Source organism: Burkholderia sp. WTPI3, assembly GCF_021483755.1.
In the GTDB taxonomy this organism is placed as follows: domain Bacteria; phylum Pseudomonadota; class Gammaproteobacteria; order Burkholderiales; family Burkholderiaceae; genus Burkholderia.
This window is the reverse complement of record NZ_JAGIXF010000067.1, coordinates 20,872-35,669: the sequence shown is the minus strand read 5'-3', so window position 1 is coordinate 35,669 and position 14,798 is coordinate 20,872. Positions and strand designations below refer to the sequence as shown.

Genomic DNA, 14,798 nt, shown 5'->3' with positions numbered 1-14,798 from the left:
CCAGTTCGGCCCGCTGTTGCACGCACACGACAACGCTGGATCACGCATCATCACGCCGCATCATCGCGCTTAACGCATTGAAAAATAAGGGATTTTTCCGCAAAAATGCTTGTAAACTTCCGGTTGCGCGAGTAGAATCTAGACTATCAAATCACCTTACCGATAGTTGATGACTAACCGGACACCCGACCACATGGACGAAAACCTGATCCCCGAAAGCCGCCCGATGCCGCACCTCAGCGACAGCGAAATCCGCGACGCATTCGAACGCGCCTTCGCCGGCACGCGTGGCCGTGGCGCAGAAGGTCGCGCCATCGTTGACAACCCGCTGAATTCGATTCTGGACTCAGCCGAACGCGCCATGGGCGCAACGATGCATGTTGCGCCGGGGTTCGATACCGGTCCCGTCATCCGTCAAGCTGCTGCCGCCGCTGGCGAGATTTCGCTGATGGACCTGATCGCGGACGGCAGCCCGGTAGGAAACGGCATTCACTCGCTTACGCAGCGCCCCGCCGGTGAGACTGTTCACCTCGATCCGCGTGCCGTGATCGAAGCGAACAGCCGATGCGCCGCTGCGGGTGCTCGCATCGTGATCGCTACGCCCCGCGACACGCTGAAGCTGATCGACGGCCAGCGGACGGACACGCTGTACGGCTTCAAGGAAGATGCCGGCGCCGTGACTGTCACGGACCCCGCGCCGTTCCAGCTGGTGGCAGATGGCGCCGACTCCGCATCGCAGGCCATCCCGATGCACGTCGCGAACGTTTCGTGGCCGACTGCGCCGTCGTATGCATTCACGACGACGATTTCGCGGGCGAACAACCGCGCCGTCACTGGTGGCGAGTTCCTGCGGCGCCAGTTGACGGAATCGGTGCTGCGCGGCTTGGGCCAACTGGCCGATTCGATTCTGCTGGACGCGATTGATGCCACGACGCCGGCCCCGTTCTCGCTGGGCGCTGCCGCTGCCCGTAATCTGGAGTTCGGCAACCTGCGCGCCCTGGTCGGTACGGCAGGCGCTGGCGCGACGGTTCGCCAGGACGGCACGCTGGCCGTGCAAGGCATCGATGCCGAATTGACCAGTTCGCACGCAAAGACGTTCGTGGGCGCGTTCGGACGTTCGGCCGTCGTGATCTGGAGCGACCTGCGCATCGTCGCGAAGCGCACGAACCTGGTGGGTGATATCGAAGTCACGTGCTTCGCGTCGATGATCCCGGCGGTTCCCGATGCGGCTGCGTACTGGGAAGTGGCTGCGTGATGCTGACCGCCATCCTTAACCTGTTCGGTGGCCGGAAGGCTGCCGCGCAGGTCAGCGATGAGCCGCCGCTGGAGCTGCAGACCATCATTGGCGGCGCGAGCGTGTACGAGCGCGCCAGTAACGATCCGGAGTGGCCCGGCGATCGCCTGATGCTGCATACCGCGCGCGGCTCGTTCTTTCTGGACAAGGCCGATGACTGGCTGAAGTCGGGCTGGCCGATGCTGACGGACGCGCAGCGCGCGCGCGCAAAGAAAATGATTTCTGCGCACGTCGCGGTCTGGCAGCAGCGGCAGAGCGCAGACGCTGCAGCAGCCGGCCGTGGCCGAACTAACTACGCGACTACCTGGTGAGCAGATGAGCACGCAACGACCGAAACGACAAACGATCACGCTCGCAATCGAGCAACCGACCATCGAGCGCATCGCAGCCTGGCAGGCCGAGCAGGCCGACAAGATCGGCGTTCGATTTTCGATGAACCAAGCTGCAAACGCGCTGCTGAAGGCCGGCCTGGACGCGCAGCAAACCAATTTCCAACCGGGCCGCGCGGGTTAATACGCGGACGCGCAGCTCACGACGCGCGATCCGATGAGCGTGGGCACGGCCTGACCCCGTCCGTGTTGAGCATCGGGGTTGCCTCACTCGCCTGCTGGCGGGCCGGGAATACGCCAGCATTATGTAGTCCTAACACATATGAGAATGAGCACACCGCAAAATTCAATTCAATCGGCGTCGAGCACATGCGCGACGATTGCCCGCGCGCTGCTGGCGCACGGCGAAATGTTGAGCGTCGCGCGGCCCGACAGCGCGATTGTCCGGCAGGCGCAAGTTAGCCTGCGACGCCTGGCTGTCGAACTGGACAACGCGGCAATCGGCCTGCAGCAGGCGCGACTGACGGGGAGCGACGACGAATGAAGGCGCTCCTGGTTCGATTGTTTAAACGCCGTGCCGAAGCTGCCCCTGCACCTGCACCGGCCGTGCCGCAAAAGCCAGCCGGCAAGCGCAAGCTGAACGGCAAGCGCAAACGCTCGATGCCGAAGGGCGCAGTACGCGGCGATATCAACGGCAGCCTGATCGAGCAGGCGCGACGGGCGCGGGGCGAACGATGAGCATTACGCCTGAAACCATTGTGAGCGATGTTGAGCTTGCCGCGCTGGTGAAAGTTTCCACGCGCCGCATCCGCCAATTGGCCGAGCAAGGCACGCTTGAGCGCGTAGGCGTCAACCAGTACGAGCTGGGGCCGAGCTTCCAGGCGCTGCTGGAGGAAGCGGCCGGCACCGGTTCGGCCCTGGTACGCGAGCGCACGCGCAAGCTGGCCGCCGAAGCGACGCGCGCCGAGCTGGCGTTGGCGAGGGAACGCGGCGAAGTGGCCTTGATCCGCGAATTCGAGCAGGCGTGGTCGAACCGTTACACGATCATCAAGCAGACCATGCTCAACATTCCGGGGCGTGCCGTCCTGCAACTGATCGGCGAGACGAACGAGCGCCGTTTCAAGGACGTGCTGCGCGAGGAAATCGTTTTGGGACTGACGCATGCGGCAAACTCGGAAATCAACACTCCTGATGATGAAGGAACCGAAGATGAGCAAGACGACTGATGCCGTGCTGGCGGCCGTCCAGCACGCCGCAAAGCACCTGGTGCCGGCGGCGGCCGGCGACCATGGCGCCCTGGCCGAACTGAAGCGTGCGGCTGATGCACTGACGGCGGCGCACTTCGCGCTTAACCGCGAAGGTCGGGCCGACCTGGAGGCCGAATGCCTGAAGCTGCGCGATCGGGCGATCGCACTCGAAGTGTCGGCGGCACGATGAACCAGAAATTCAGCGTGCACGCGCCGGCTGGCCGCGAGATTACGCGGCGCGATCCTGATGGGCCTGACTGGGACGCGCTGGTCGAGCGCATCCTAGGCCCGCGCATGCCCAGCGAGACGCATGAGCGGCGGCGTGCTGATGCGCTGGCGCTCGCGGCAGCAGCGATGCGTGCGGCCGGTGAACCCAATCCGGCAAGCCAAGCCGATGGCAGCACCAACGTTTAAACAACCTGACTACACATACGCACATGAGCAATAACGAATACCTCGCCCACACGCGACTGCAGAACATTTCGCGCGCGCTGGCTCACGAAGCGGCTGACGCGCTCGAACCGGATGCAGGACAGCCGATTGACGACGCGGCGCGCGAACGCCTGGCGGACGATTTGTACCGCGCATTGGCGACGAACCTGCCGCCGCTGCGCAGCCTAGTGGCGGCGTGAGCAAGCGCGACGCGTATTGCGTGCCCCGACCGTCAGTCTAGTATTCGCCCAGCTTCCAGTTCGTCACGTTGGCTGGTACATGGGTGTATCCCAGCGCTGCGAACAAGTGGAAACGATGGAATCCTTCGAGCAATTCATAGCGAAGTTCACCCGTTCGCTGGAATAGCAGTAATGGCGGTAGTGGCGTGCCGGCGCGCAGCGCATCCAAGATGCTGGCGCTACGCACGACGCCTGGCCTGTCGGGGTCGGGCGTGTCGAAATTTAGCGTGCCGGGACTCCGCACCACTGGGTCAATCATGGCAATGGCTACGGGGCTTCCGCCTGTACTGACGGGCACCGCGCTGGTTGGCACAAAGTCCGCCATGCCGGCCTTCGCGACCAGTACACGTGCTTCCTCCAAAACGGTCGGATCAGCGGGCATCAACAGTTCTCCTATTTCCGTTGTTCGCCCATCATATCTTCCGCGCTGCAGCCCCGCGCCTGGCCAGCGCCGCGCAGCTTCCTGATGACCGTTGGCCGTGGCAGGCCCGCGTAGTCCGCCAATTTCGACGCGCCCATCAGCTTCCCTTCCGCCTGGCCGACGAACACGGCAGCGAGCAACACCAGTTCATCTGCACGTGCGCCGAACCGCTTGTGGCCCAGGTAGGCCGCGCCAAACGACCGCAGCACGTCGAGCAGGGCGGCAGCGAGCGCGGCGCGCTGGCGAGCTTGTCGGATTGGTTGCGTCACTTATTCATATCCATGAATAAGTGTTTGATTTAAAAGCATTTTGTTGCGCACGGACGACCGTTGTCGTACACTGTTGTCCAGTGAACTATGCATTGGACGGCCATGCAGCGACTCTCCGACTTACCCGAAGACATGACACTTGGCGAAGCCATTGATGCAGGGGTGCTTATGCCGATGCCATCTATCAAGTGGTCACGCATCGGTGTGTTGGCGCGCGTGGGCCGCGACCTGTCGCCAAATGCGCGGGAAATTGCGGACGTGATCGGTATTGGCCTGTTCACGCTGCTTCGTAAAGCCCACCGTCGCGGCGTATCTACCGGATGGCTGTCGATCCCGCGCACGATCAAGAGCTGTCACTGGATTCGCCGCGCCATCGGTGACGGCGCAGCCGACGCCCTGCAGACCGCATTGGGAGGCAGGAAGATGGACATTCGGCCCCGCTCGCCTTCGGCCCGCCTGGAGCGCGACGACTGGATGCGATACCGCTATTGGGCCGGGGCAAGCGTGGCAGATGTGGCGCGCGAGTTCGGGGTAACGGACCGCCACGCCCGAAACTGTATATCCTGATGCATAACGCGAACACGAAACCAACACAAAACACCATAAAATCAAAGGCTTACGTCATTGATTAAAATCGCCACCTGGAACGTCAACTCGCTCAACGTCCGCAAGCAGCACGTGCTCGACTGGCTCGCGCAAAGCGGAACCGATGTGCTGTGCCTGCAGGAACTGAAGCTGCCGGACGAGAAATACCCGCGCGCCGATCTGGAAGCGGCCGGCTACCGCAGCTGGTTCACGGGTCAGAAGACCTACAACGGCGTCGCGATCATCGTGCGCGACACGCTCGCCGTCGACGAATCGGACGTCGTGCGCAACATCCCCGGTTTCGAGGACCCGCAGCAGCGGGTCGTCGCGGTGACGGTCGACGGCGTGCGCATCGTGTCCGCGTATTTCCCGAACGGCCAGGCGCCCGACTCCGACAAGTTCGTCTACAAGATGCAGTGGCTCGAGGCGCTGCACGCATGGCTGAGCGCCGAGATGCAACGCCATCCGAAACTCGCGCTGCTCGGCGACTTCAACATCGCCCCCGAAGATCGCGACGTGCACGACCCGGCGAAATGGGAAGGCCAGAATCTCGTGTCGCCGCAGGAGCGCGCGCACTTCGCGAAACTGATCGAGCTCGGCTTCGTCGATGTGTTCCGCCGCTTCGAGCAGCCCGAGAAGACCTTCACGTGGTGGGACTACAGGATGTTCGCGTTCCGCCGCAACGCGGGGTTGCGCATCGACCACATCCTGCTGTCGCCAGCGCTTGCGGAAACCTGCACGTCGTGCGAGGTCGACCGCGTGCCGCGCACGTGGGAACAGCCGTCCGACCACACACCCGTCGTCGCGATCGTCGGCTAAGCGCCCCACCCGCTCGCGCCCACGCTCAACCGCGTACGGGCGCGGGCCCGAGATGGGCCCACAGGAAGCCGAATTCCGCCGCATCGGATTCGGCACGCTCCAGATCGTCGGCGCTGCCGTGGCCGCCGTCGGTGTTCTCCCAGTACCACACCCGTTCGTGACCCAGCGCATGCATGCGCGCGGCCATCTTGCGCGCATGCGCGGGATGCACGCGATCGTCGCGCGTGGACGTCGTGAGCAGCAGCGGCGGATACACGACGCCTTCGCTCACGCGGTGATACGGTGAATAGGCGGCGAGCGCCGCGCCTTCGCGCGGATCGTCCGGATCGCCGTACTCGTCGAGCCACGCAGCACCCGCGTGCAGCTTCGGGTAGCGCCGCATGTCGAGCAGCGGCACGCGGCACAATACCGCGCCGAACAGTTCCGGGCGCTGCACCATGCACGCGCCGACCAGCAGCCCGCCATTGCTCCCGCCCTCGATCCCGAGCTGCGCGGCCGTCGTCACGCCGGTGCGGATCAGATCCTCGGCCACCGCGATGAAGTCGTCGAACGAATGCTGCCGACGCTCGCGCTGCGCGTCGACGTGCCAGCCCGGCCCGAATTCGCCGCCGCCGCGGATGTGCGCGAACGCCGCGACACCGCCGCGTTCGAGCCATGCGATACCCAGCGCATCGCTATAACCCGCCAGGTTCGGAATCGCGAAGCCGCCATAGCCTGACAGCAGGCACGGCCGCGCAACGCGGGGCGTGCCATCGGGGCGATCCGGTGCATCGAGCGCATCCAGTGCATCACGCGGGCCGATCAGCGTGTACGGGACGATCGTGCCGTCGCGCGAGCGCGCGTTCGCGCGGCGCACGACGAGTCCCGCCGCATCGAAGCGCACCGGCGGACGGTCGAGCAGCACGCGGCGCGACGGCGCGTCGGCCGCCAGATCGGCCAGATCGGCGAGCCAGCATTCGGGCGGATCGACGCAGGTGTCAGCGTCCACATACACTTCGTCGTTCAGCGTCGACTCGACCGGCTCGACATCGATCTGCGCGTCGCCCGGCCAGTCGAACGGCCGCGCGTTCCACGCCCATGCGCCATCGTCGCGCTGCGCCGGCTGCCAAAGCATCGTGCGGTTGTGCACGTCGTCAAGCCAGCTCGCGATCAGCATGGTGCGCGTGTGCGTCCACGTGCACGCGGACGTCGACGGTCGCGGCTCGAACAGCGTCGTGAATTCGCGCGACCCGGCCAGGAACGCCTGCTCGCGGATCGCGAGCAGCGAGCCGCCCGCGTGATGCACGCCGCCGCAGTCCCAGTCGAGCCGCGGCTCCAGCACCAGCCAGCCTTCCCAGAAACCGACCTCGACATGCGTCGGCACGTCGTAGCGCGCCCATTCGCCGGCGTCGGTCAGCCAGTACGAATGCGCATCGAAGAAGTCCACGCTGCGCCAAGCGACGTGGCGGCCGTCGATCGGATCGAACCACGCGCCCGCGCTGATGTCGTCGGGTTCGCCGCGAAACACGACGGGCGCATCCTCGAGCGGCGTGCCGCGCACCCAGCGTCGCGCTTCGTACGGATAGCCGGCCGCGGTCGCATGCGCTGCGCCGCGATCCCAGCTTACGTAGACGGTATCGCGGTCGATCCAGCCGACCGTGTGATGCCCCGGTGCGTCGATCGTGAAACCGCCGTCGACGAAGCGGCGCCGCACGAGATCGAACTCGCGCACGACGACCGCGTCGGCGCCACCCGGCGACAGCGACAACAGCGCCCGGTCGCCGTCCGGATACAGGATCGTGTCCTGCTCGAACACCCACGACTCGCCCTCCTGCGCGCCGAGTGCATCGACGTCGAGCAGCGTTTCCCAGTCGGGCCGGCCGGCGCGCCAGTCGTCCCAGCGCGCGCGGCGCCACAGTCCTTTGGGATGGAGATCGTCCTGCCACAGGTCATACGCCCAGTCGCGCCAGCGAGTCGGGATTACCGGGCGTTCGCGCGGCAGATACGCTTGTGCGAGCCGCGCGGCAAGCGCGCGATACGCATCGTCGTCGCGCAGCGCGACACGCGTGCGCGCATTCTGCTCGTCGACCCACGCGCGGGCGCGCTTGCTGTCGAGTGCTTCGAGAAAACGGAACGGATCGGCCCCGGCGGGCCAGCGGAAGGAATCGGACATGACGGAAGCGCACGTGACGGCAAACCGAGATTATGTCCGATCGCGGCATGCGCGATGTCCGCGCATGCCGCGCGCGGTGCTTACGGCTCCAGGTGGAGTTCCTGGATCTTGCGCGTGATCGTGTTGCGACCGATGCCGAGCCGCTCCGCCGCCTCGACCTTGCGGCCACGCGTGAAGTCGAGCGCCTCGCGGATCACGGCCGCCTCGAAGCGGCGCGCGAGTTCGTCCATCACGCCGCCCGAATTCTCGCGCAATAGCCGGGCGACTTCGGTACGCAGGCCGTTCTCCCACATCGGATAGCCGGCCGGTGCGCCGTTCGGTACGGCCGCGACGAGCGCAGTCGTCAGCGGTGCGGCACCGAGTGCCGGCTGTGTGTGCGCCACGTCGCCGGCGGCGACGGCGCTGCCGCCGTGCGTATCCGCGCCGTCGGCTGTTGCGGCCACCGGCGCGCCAGCCGGCACGAGATCGGGCGGCAAGTCCTTGATCTCGACCGTCTGCGCGGGCGCCATCACGGTCAGCCAGTTCGCGAGGTTCTCGAGCTGCCGCACGTTGCCGGGAAACGCCAGCGACGTCAGGTACGCGAGCGCCTCGTCGGACACGCGCTTCGGCTCGACGCCGAGATCCCTCGCACTCTTCTGCAGGAAGTGGCGCGTGAGCAGCGCGATGTCCTCGCTGCGTTCGCGCAGCGGCGGCAACCGCAGCCGGATCACGTTGAGCCGGTGGTAAAGGTCTTCGCGGAACAGCCCCTGGCGCACGCGCGCCTCGAGATTCTGGTGCGTCGCGGCGATCACACGCACGTTCGCGCGCAGCGGGTTGTGGCCGCCGACGCGATAGAACTGGCCGTCCGACAGCACGCGCAACAGACGCGTCTGCAGGTCGAACGGCATGTCGCCGATTTCGTCGAGGAACAGCGTGCCGTTCTCGGCCTGCTCGAAGCGGCCCTGGCGTGTCGTCTGCGCGCCGGTGAACGCGCCGCGCTCATGGCCGAACAATTCGGATTCGAGCAAATCCTTCGGAATCGCCGCGGTGTTCAGCGCGATGAACGGGCCGTTCGCTCGCGGGCTGTGACGGTGCAACGCACGCGCGACGAGCTCCTTGCCGGTGCCCGATTCGCCAGTGATCAGCACGGTCGCGGCCGAATGCGACAGGCGACCGATCGCGCGGAACATGTCCTGCATCGCGGGCGCCTGGCCGAGCATTTCGGGCGCCTCGGCGACACGCTCGTCCTGCGGCGCGCCGCCGCGCAGGCTTTCCTCGACCGCGCGCCGAATCAGCTCGACGGCCTTGTCGACGTCGAACGGCTTCGCGAGATATTCGAACGCGCCGCCCTGGAACGCCGCGACGGCGCTGTCGAGGTCGGAGAACGCCGTCATGATGATGACGGGCAGACCCGGCAAGCGCTCGTGCATCGCCTGCAGCAGCTCGAGGCCGGAGCCGCCCGGCATCCGGATGTCGGACACGAGCACCTGCGGCGTCTCGTGATCGAGTGCGGCCAGCGCATCGCGCACGTTCGCGAAGCTCTTCGTCGCGAAGCTGTCCCGGGCGAGCGCCTTTTCAAGCACCCAGCGGATCGATTGGTCGTCGTCTACTATCCAGATCGGCTTCATAGGTCGGTCAGATATTGGTGAATCCGGTAAATCGCACTGCCGCTCAATGGTCGAGCGGCAGCAGAATCTGAAACTCGGTACGTCCGGGCCGGCTCTCGACCTCGATCATTCCGTCGTGCTGCTGCACGAAGGTCTGCGCGAGCGTGAGGCCGAGGCCACTGCCGTCGTCGCGGCCGGACACGAGCGGATAGAAGATCCGGTCGCGGATCTCTTCCGGAATGCCTGGCCCGTTGTCGACCACGTGCAAGTCCAGTGCCAGCTTGTACAGGCGCTTCGCGATCGTCACCTTGCGCGCGACGCGCGTGCGCAACTCGATCTTCGCGTCGCCCTGCGCGATCCGCTCGCGCAGCGCCTGCGCGGCATTGCGTACGATGTTCAGCAGCGCCTGGATCAGTTGCTCCTTGTCGCCGCGCAGGTCCGGCACGCTCACGTCGTAGTCGCGCTCGATCGTGAGCCCGCGCGGAAATTCCGCGAGCATCACCGCGCGAACGCGTTCGCACACTTCGTGAATGTTCACATCGCCGACGATGTGCGGATGCCGATGCGGCTCCAGCAACCGGTCGACGAGCGTCTGCAGGCGGTCGGACTCCTTGATGATCACCTGCGTGTATTCGCGCAACTCGCCGCGCTCCCGCTCGCTCAGTTCGAATTCGAGCAGCTGGGCTGCGCCGCGAATGCCGCCGAGCGGGTTCTTGATCTCGTGCGCGAGGTTGCGAATCAGTTGCTTGTTGACCGCGGTCAGGTCGTGGATGCGCTCCTCGCGATCGGTGCGCGACTGCCGTTCGTTCTCGAACAGCTCGACGAGCACGAAATCGGGCGCGGTCTCGAGGAAGCCGACGATCGCATGCACGTGCAGCGCCTCGTGGCCGGGCCGGTCGAGCACCGTGTCGAGATGCGTCGCGTGAAAGCGCTCCTCGCCGATCGCGGTGATCGTCGACGCGAGTTCGTTCGCGTTCGGAAAAATCTCGCCCCACGGCCGCTGCGCGAGCTGCCGGCGCGAGAGGTCGAGCATCGCCTCCGCGGACGGGTTCGCGAACACAACCCGCAGCGTCTTGCGGTCGAGCACGATCACGACCGTCGGCAGTGCTTCCAGCCCCGCAAGCAGGCCCGAGTGCATGAGCCGCTCGTCTTCCGTCAGTCGCTCGGGCTGCCCCGTCTTCGCCTTGATCAGATTCTTCAGAGCCATCGTGCTGTCGTCGCGCCTCACCGAGTCGGAAAAATGAAAATGCCCGGAACAAAAAGGGGACGGCTGGACGCCGTCCCCTTTCAGACTCCGCGGTTCCCGCCGCAGGCCGCGCGACGGGAACGAACCGGCATGACGGCGCTGAATCGAAGCGCCATCGCCGATTACAGCGAGTAGTACATCTCGAACTCGATCGGGTGCGTCGTCATGCGGAACTTCGCCAGCTCCTGCTCCTTCAGCCCCAGGTATGCGTCGAGCATGCCGTCGGTGAACACGCCACCGCGCGTCAGGAACTCGCGATCCTTGTCGAGTGCTTCCAGTGCCTGGTCGAGGCCCGCGCAGACGGTCGGGATCTTTGCATCCTCTTCCGGCGGCAGGTCGTACAGGTTCTTGTCCGCTGCTTCGCCCGGATGGATCTTGTTCTGGATCCCGTCCAGACCCGCCATCATCAGTGCCGAGAACAACAGGTACGGGTTCGCCATCGGATCCGGGAAGCGCGTTTCGATACGGCGGCCCTTCGGGTTCGACACGTGCGGAATGCGGATCGATGCCGAACGGTTGCGTGCCGAGTAAGCCAGCTTGACCGGTGCTTCGAAGTGCGGGACCAGACGCTTGTACGAGTTCGTCGTCGGGTTCGTGATCGCGTTCAGCGCGCGAGCGTGCTTGATGATGCCGCCGATGTAGAACAGCGCCAGTTCCGACAGGCCGGCGTAGCCGTTGCCCGCGAACAGGTTCTGGCCGTCCTTCCAGATCGACTGGTGAACGTGCATGCCCGAACCGTTGTCGCCGACGACCGGCTTCGGCATGAACGTCGCCGTCTTGCCGTACGAGTGCGCGACGTTATGGATGATGTACTTCGACCATTGCGTCCAGTCGGCGCGCTCGACCAGCGTCGAGAACTTCGTGCCGATTTCGTTCTGGCCCTGGCCCGCCACTTCGTGGTGGTGCACTTCGACCGGGATGCCGAGCTGTTCGAGCAGCAGGCACATTTCCGAACGCATGTCCTGGAACGTGTCGACCGGCGCGACCGGGAAATAGCCGCCCTTCGTGCCCGGACGGTGGCCCGTGTTGCCGCCTTCGAATTCCTTGCCCGACGACCACGGCGCTTCTTCCGAGTTGATCTTCACGAAGCAGCCCGACATGTCCGTGTTCCACTGGACCGAGTCGAAAATGAAGAATTCCGGTTCCGGACCGAAGTAGGCGGTGTCGCCGATGCCCGTGCTCTTCAGGTACGCTTCAGCGCGCTTCGCGAGCGAACGCGGGTCGCGCTCGTAGCCCTTGCCGTCGGCCGGCTCGACCACGTCGCAGGTCAGCACCAGGGTCGACTCTTCATAGAACGGGTCGATGAAGGCAGCGTTCGGGTCCGGCATGAGCAGCATGTCCGACGCCTCGATACCCTTCCAGCCAGCGATCGACGAACCGTCGAATGCATGACCGCTCTCGAACTTGTCTTCGTCAAACGCCGAAACCGGCACCGACACGTGCTGTTCCTTGCCGCGCGTATCCGTGAAGCGGAAATCGACAAACTTGACGTCCTCGTCCTTCACGAGCTGCATGACGTCGGCGACGGTTTTACTCATAACCTCTTCTCCTGATTGAACAATTCCGGCGGACTGGGAACCGCCTCGTTTATCGAGCTGCCCGGAGTCTGGCTTTGGCGCAGCGCGCTCCGGGTCGACCGAATTCTATATAGCAGCTTCCATGCCAGCGCTGCGCCGAATCGGCGAGAATCGCGCCGGCCCGCGCCGTAGCGGGGCCCGGCTGCGCAATTCCGGGGCCACGCACCGCGGCACCCGCCGACAGATCGCACCGTAATGGTGCAATCGCCGCAACGCACCGACGGAATGGAATCGTTCTGGTGCACATATGCCATTCTGCACTCTTTTGGTGAGCGCGTGGGCGGTGCATGCCCCGCACGGCGCCCGGACATCCATGCAGCGGCAGCGCGCTAGAATGCTCGTTTGACCGATACGGAGACCTCCTGCCATGAGTACGCTCGACCAGCTTTACGCCAAGGCCGAAGAACGCCGCACCCAGGGCTCGCTCAACTATGCCGGCGCCCTGCTGCCGGTCGAGGCATTCGAACTGCTGCAGCTCGACCCGTCGGCCCGCCTCGTCGACGTGCGCACCCGCGCCGAGCTCGACTGGATCGGCCGCCCGCTCGTGGGCGACGGCCAGTACCTGCACATCGAATGGACGCGCTACCCGGGCGGCGTGCCGAACGCCGAATTCGTCAACGAACTGAAGGCAGCCATCGCACCCGACGCGCCCGTGCTGTTCCTGTGCCGCAGCGCCGCGCGCTCGAAGCTCGCCGCGGTCGCCTCCGCGCAGGCCGGCTTCACGAAGGCGCTCGACCTGCTCGAAGGCTTCGAAGGCGCGAAGGATGCCGAAGGCCATCGCAAGACCGTCGACGGCTGGTGCTTCCGGAAACTGCCGTGGATCGGCGCCTGAGCGCGCCTGCCGTCCGCCGCGCCCGACTGCGACATCGTCAAGCCGGGCGATGACACCCCGATGACGGGCCGCGTTGCGCGGCCCGTGCCTTTTGAGCGGCCGGGAGCGGCCGGATCGGCGGCCGCTCAGGCCCGCGGCGCGTCCGGCTCGACGATGTCGCCGCCGAGCAGGTGGACGCCTTCGCGCAGCTTCACGAACGCGGCCGCGACCGCCTCCGGCTCGCCCTTCACGCCGAGGTCGATATGCCGGCGCGCGTAGATCCCGCCGCGCTCGGCGTCGCCCACGCTCGGCAGACTGAACACACGCACGCCGGGGAAGTCGCGCTCGACCCTTTCCATCAGCGGGGTGAGCGTCGATTCCGGCAGTTCGAACACGTACAGCGAGCGCTCCGCGTGCGGGCTCGCGTGATGCAGATGCCGGTACTTCGTGTCGAGCACCCATTCGATCATCGGCCACGCCATCACCGGAAAGCCCGGCACGAAGTGCAGATTGCCGACCGAGAAGCCGGGAATCCGGTTGTACCCGTTCGGGATGATCGCAGCACCCACCGGGAACACGCCCATGTTGAAGCGGTGCTGGTTCTCCGGTGAATCGAAGTTGACCGGCGTGGCCGGATCGGTGTGCGTCTCGCGGATGCGCTCCGAGATCAGCACCTTCGCTTCCGGATGCAGCTCGAGCGGCACACCGAGCGCGGCGGCGGCACACTGGCGCGTGTGGTCGTCCGGCGTCGCGCCGATCCCGCCCGTCGAGAACACGATGTCGCCGGATGCGATCGCGCGCGCCAGCGTCGCGGTGATGCGCGCCGGATCGTCGCCGACGTATTCGGCCCAGTCGAGCGCGAGGCCGCGCGCGCCGAGCAGCTCGATGACCTTCGCCAGATGCTTGTCCTGCCGGCGGCCCGAGAGGATTTCGTCGCCGATGATGATGATGCCGATGCTCATGCCTGCCCCATGTCGATTGCGGTGGCGCGCGAGCTCGCGCGCAGGTCTTCCAGCGCGCGCAGGCAATAGTGCCCGAACCACAGCGCCGAGAAGACGAGGATGAAAGCGTATACCCAGATCATGGCCGCCGCGACGAACGGGAACAGCACCATCATCCAGACCGACGAGACCCACACGAAGGTCGGAACGGTGCCGAGCAGTCCGGTCGCGACGCCGATGCCGATCAGCGGCCAACGATGCTGCCGCACGAGTGTGCGGCGCTCGTCGCGGCTCGCGTGCTGCGCGAGCGCGTCGTAGGTCATCACGCGGTACGTGAGCCAGCCCCAGATCACGGGCGGCAATAGCGCGAAGAACGGCGGAATCAGCCACAGCGGGATCGTGACGACGAGCAGCACGACGCCGACGATCGCCGCACCGAGCGAATTGAACACGCTGCCGAAGAACGTCCCGCCGCGCTTCGTCTCGAGCGCGGCGAACTGCCGGCTCGACAGATGCTTGATCACGACCGGCATCGAAATCGTCGCAATCAGCAGCAGCACGGTCAGCACGATCAGCGGAATCGCCAGCGACACGACGACGAACGGCGCGATGACCGCATGCAGCTGCGACATCCCGATCGCGTCGAATGCGCGGTACAGCGCGGCCGTCAGCACGAAGCCGTCGAGCGCGCCGCGCGCGGCGTCGATCAGGGTCTGCCACGAGAACCACAACACGACGCCCCATAGCAGCGCCGACACGACGAACGGCATCAGGGTGAGCCACAGCATGCGCGGGTGCAGCGCGCTGACGAGCGCCCGGACAAGGGAGCGCAGCAAGTCGTTCATGCGAG

20 protein-coding genes are annotated in these 14,798 nt (G+C 65.7%); 12 read left to right on the top strand and 8 right to left on the bottom strand.

Annotation, left to right across the window (positions count from 1 at the left end):
- Window positions 1-193: 193 nt before the first annotated feature.
- The 9 genes from J7024_RS27860 to J7024_RS27820 all read left to right on the top strand — a co-directional run bounded on the left by J7024_RS27860 (window position 194) and on the right by J7024_RS27820 (window position 3,502).
- A complete protein-coding gene (locus tag J7024_RS27860; RefSeq protein WP_234745638.1) occupies window positions 194-1,255 on the top strand; it encodes a hypothetical protein in 1,062 nt (353 codons plus the stop codon).
- The gene (locus tag J7024_RS27855; RefSeq protein ID WP_234745637.1) at window positions 1,255-1,605 is read left to right on the top strand and encodes a hypothetical protein; all 351 of its coding nucleotides are present in this window, start codon (window positions 1,255-1,257) and stop codon (window positions 1,603-1,605) included. The genes J7024_RS27860 and J7024_RS27855 overlap by 1 nt, the downstream gene beginning before the upstream one ends.
- The gene (locus J7024_RS27850) at window positions 1,574-1,807 is read left to right on the top strand and encodes a hypothetical protein (RefSeq protein ID WP_234745636.1); all 234 of its coding nucleotides are present in this window, start codon (window positions 1,574-1,576) and stop codon (window positions 1,805-1,807) included. Before J7024_RS27855 ends, J7024_RS27850 begins: the two co-directional genes overlap by 32 nt.
- Before the next feature lie 144 nt (window positions 1,808-1,951).
- Window positions 1,952-2,167, top strand: coding sequence for a hypothetical protein (locus J7024_RS27845; protein WP_234745635.1), 216 nt, complete (start codon window positions 1,952-1,954; stop codon window positions 2,165-2,167).
- On the top strand, window positions 2,164-2,361 hold the full coding sequence (locus J7024_RS27840; RefSeq protein WP_234745634.1) for a hypothetical protein: 198 nt from the start codon (window positions 2,164-2,166) through the stop codon (window positions 2,359-2,361). The genes J7024_RS27845 and J7024_RS27840 overlap by 4 nt, the downstream gene beginning before the upstream one ends.
- Window positions 2,358-2,849: a hypothetical protein gene (locus tag J7024_RS27835; RefSeq protein WP_234745633.1), complete on the top strand. Its 492-nt coding sequence runs from the start codon at window positions 2,358-2,360 to the stop codon at window positions 2,847-2,849. Before J7024_RS27840 ends, J7024_RS27835 begins: the two co-directional genes overlap by 4 nt.
- Window positions 2,815-3,060, top strand: a complete 246-nt coding sequence (locus tag J7024_RS27830; protein ID WP_234745632.1) for a hypothetical protein — start codon at window positions 2,815-2,817, stop codon at window positions 3,058-3,060. Before J7024_RS27835 ends, J7024_RS27830 begins: the two co-directional genes overlap by 35 nt.
- Window positions 3,057-3,284, top strand: coding sequence for a hypothetical protein (locus J7024_RS27825; protein ID WP_234745631.1), 228 nt, complete (start codon window positions 3,057-3,059; stop codon window positions 3,282-3,284). The genes J7024_RS27830 and J7024_RS27825 overlap by 4 nt, the downstream gene beginning before the upstream one ends.
- A 23-nt stretch (window positions 3,285-3,307) precedes the next feature.
- Window positions 3,308-3,502 carry a hypothetical protein gene (locus J7024_RS27820; RefSeq protein WP_234745630.1) on the top strand — a complete coding sequence of 65 codons (195 nt, stop codon included), beginning with the start codon at window positions 3,308-3,310 and terminating at the stop codon, window positions 3,500-3,502.
- 37 nt (window positions 3,503-3,539) lie between these two features.
- Here J7024_RS27820 and J7024_RS27815 read toward each other — a convergent pair whose 3' ends face one another.
- On the bottom strand, window positions 3,540-3,923 hold the full coding sequence (locus tag J7024_RS27815) for a hypothetical protein (RefSeq protein WP_234745629.1): 384 nt from the start codon (window positions 3,921-3,923) through the stop codon (window positions 3,540-3,542).
- Between the two features lie 11 nt (window positions 3,924-3,934).
- Window positions 3,935-4,231 carry a hypothetical protein gene (locus J7024_RS27810; protein ID WP_234745628.1) on the bottom strand — a complete coding sequence of 99 codons (297 nt, stop codon included), beginning with the start codon at window positions 4,229-4,231 and terminating at the stop codon, window positions 3,935-3,937.
- 102 nt (window positions 4,232-4,333) lie between these two features.
- Here J7024_RS27810 and J7024_RS27805 point away from each other — a divergent pair, with 102 nt between their 5' ends.
- Both J7024_RS27805 and xth read left to right on the top strand, forming a co-directional pair.
- Window positions 4,334-4,798 carry a hypothetical protein gene (locus J7024_RS27805; RefSeq protein WP_234745627.1) on the top strand — a complete coding sequence of 155 codons (465 nt, stop codon included), beginning with the start codon at window positions 4,334-4,336 and terminating at the stop codon, window positions 4,796-4,798.
- Window positions 4,799-4,858: 60 nt separating this feature from the next.
- Window positions 4,859-5,635 carry an exodeoxyribonuclease III gene (gene xth / locus J7024_RS27800; RefSeq protein WP_124829410.1) on the top strand — a complete coding sequence of 259 codons (777 nt, stop codon included), beginning with the start codon at window positions 4,859-4,861 and terminating at the stop codon, window positions 5,633-5,635.
- A 25-nt stretch (window positions 5,636-5,660) separates the two neighbouring features.
- On the opposite strand, the gene J7024_RS27795 is transcribed toward xth, so the two are convergent.
- The 4 genes from J7024_RS27795 to glnA all read right to left on the bottom strand — a co-directional run bounded on the left by J7024_RS27795 (window position 5,661) and on the right by glnA (window position 12,157).
- Window positions 5,661-7,787 (bottom strand): prolyl oligopeptidase family serine peptidase, encoded by a 2,127-nt coding sequence (locus tag J7024_RS27795; protein ID WP_124829411.1) that lies wholly within the window; start codon window positions 7,785-7,787, stop codon window positions 5,661-5,663.
- Window positions 7,788-7,867: 80 nt separating this feature from the next.
- The gene (gene ntrC / locus J7024_RS27790; protein ID WP_175770089.1) at window positions 7,868-9,394 is read right to left on the bottom strand and encodes a nitrogen regulation protein NR(I); all 1,527 of its coding nucleotides are present in this window, start codon (window positions 9,392-9,394) and stop codon (window positions 7,868-7,870) included.
- 43 nt (window positions 9,395-9,437) lie between these two features.
- Window positions 9,438-10,580, bottom strand: a complete 1,143-nt coding sequence (glnL, locus tag J7024_RS27785; protein ID WP_175720780.1) for a nitrogen regulation protein NR(II) — start codon at window positions 10,578-10,580, stop codon at window positions 9,438-9,440.
- Window positions 10,581-10,741: 161 nt separating this feature from the next.
- On the bottom strand, window positions 10,742-12,157 hold the full coding sequence (gene glnA / locus J7024_RS27780; protein ID WP_124829413.1) for a type I glutamate--ammonia ligase: 1,416 nt from the start codon (window positions 12,155-12,157) through the stop codon (window positions 10,742-10,744).
- A 406-nt stretch (window positions 12,158-12,563) separates the two neighbouring features.
- Between glnA and J7024_RS27775 the strand changes: the two genes are divergently transcribed.
- Window positions 12,564-13,028 carry a rhodanese-like domain-containing protein gene (locus J7024_RS27775; RefSeq protein WP_098555464.1) on the top strand — a complete coding sequence of 155 codons (465 nt, stop codon included), beginning with the start codon at window positions 12,564-12,566 and terminating at the stop codon, window positions 13,026-13,028.
- Between the two features lie 125 nt (window positions 13,029-13,153).
- Here the strand turns inward: J7024_RS27775 and J7024_RS27770 are convergent, their stop codons facing one another.
- Together J7024_RS27770 and J7024_RS27765 are read right to left on the bottom strand one after the other, a co-directional pair.
- Window positions 13,154-13,969 (bottom strand): competence/damage-inducible protein A, encoded by an 816-nt coding sequence (locus J7024_RS27770; RefSeq protein WP_124829415.1) that lies wholly within the window; start codon window positions 13,967-13,969, stop codon window positions 13,154-13,156.
- Complete coding sequence (locus J7024_RS27765; RefSeq protein ID WP_124829416.1) at window positions 13,966-14,793, bottom strand: EI24 domain-containing protein; 828 nt, start codon at window positions 14,791-14,793, stop codon at window positions 13,966-13,968. The genes J7024_RS27770 and J7024_RS27765 overlap by 4 nt, the downstream gene beginning before the upstream one ends.
- Between the last annotated feature and the right edge of the window lie 5 nt (window positions 14,794-14,798).